The organism is Kitasatospora sp. NPDC001159, from assembly GCF_053598235.1.
Genome location: NZ_JBSFJV010000309.1, coordinates 1 through 1,008, shown reverse-complemented (window position 1 = coordinate 1,008; position 1,008 = coordinate 1). Strand labels below are relative to the sequence as shown.

The window sequence follows — 1,008 nt, the reverse complement described above, 5'->3', positions numbered from 1 at the left end:
GGGCGAGAGGAGACCATGCGGTGTCACTGGACAGCTTCGCCTCCCGCGGCACGGTCTCGGCCGCTGGCTCCTCCTGGTCGGCTTTCCGCCTCGACGCGCTGGACGGCGCCGCCCGGCTTCCGTACAGCCTGAAGGTGCTGCTGGAGAACCTGCTGCGCAACGAGGACGGCCGCACCGTCACCGCCGAGCAGATCACGGCGCTGGCCGGGTGGGACCCGGTGGCCGAGCCCAGTGCGGAGATCCAGTTCACCCCGGCCCGAGTGCTGATGCAGGACTTCACCGGCGTGCCGTGCATCGTCGACCTGGTGGCGATGCGCGAGGCGATGGCGGTCCTCGGCGGCGATGCGGCGCTGATCGATCCGCTGCGCCCGGTGGAGCTGGTGATCGACCATTCCGTCATCGCCGACCACTTCGGCACCCCGCGCGCCTTCGACCGCAACGTGGAGCTGGAGTTCCGTCGCAACCGGGAGCGGTACCAGTTCCTGCGCTGGGGACAGCACGCCTTCCGCAACCTGCGGGTGGTGCCGCCCGGCACGGGCATCTGCCACCAGGTCAACCTCGAGTACCTGTCCCGGGTGGTGTTCGACGAGGACGGCACGGCGTTCCCGGACACCCTGGTCGGCACCGACTCGCACACCCCTATGGTCAACGGCCTGGGCGTGCTCGGCTGGGGCGTGGGCGGCATCGAGGCCGAGGCGGCCATGCTGGGCCGACCCGTCAGCATGCTGATCCCCCGGGTGATCGGCGTGAAGCTCACCGGTGGACTCCCGGACGGCAGCACGGCCACCGACCTGGTGCTCACCATCGCCGAACGGCTGCGTGAGCACGGCGTGGTGGGCAGCTTCGTCGAGTTCTACGGGCCCGGCGTGGCGAGCGTGCCGCTGGCCAACCGGGCCACCATCGGCAACATGAGCCCGGAGTACGGCGCCACCTGCGCGATCTTCCCGATCGACGCCGAGACGTTGTCCTACCTGCGGCTCACCGGCCGCAGCGCCGAGCGGATCGCGC

The 1,008-nt window shown here is 70.8% G+C and carries 1 protein-coding gene; it reads left to right on the top strand.

Going from position 1 to position 1,008, the window contains the following annotated elements:
• Positions 1 to 20 precede the first annotated feature (20 nt).
• Positions 21 to 1,008 (top strand): aconitase family protein (locus ACWC9T_RS42090; protein WP_449826286.1); only part of this gene is annotated, 988 nt, incomplete at its 3' end.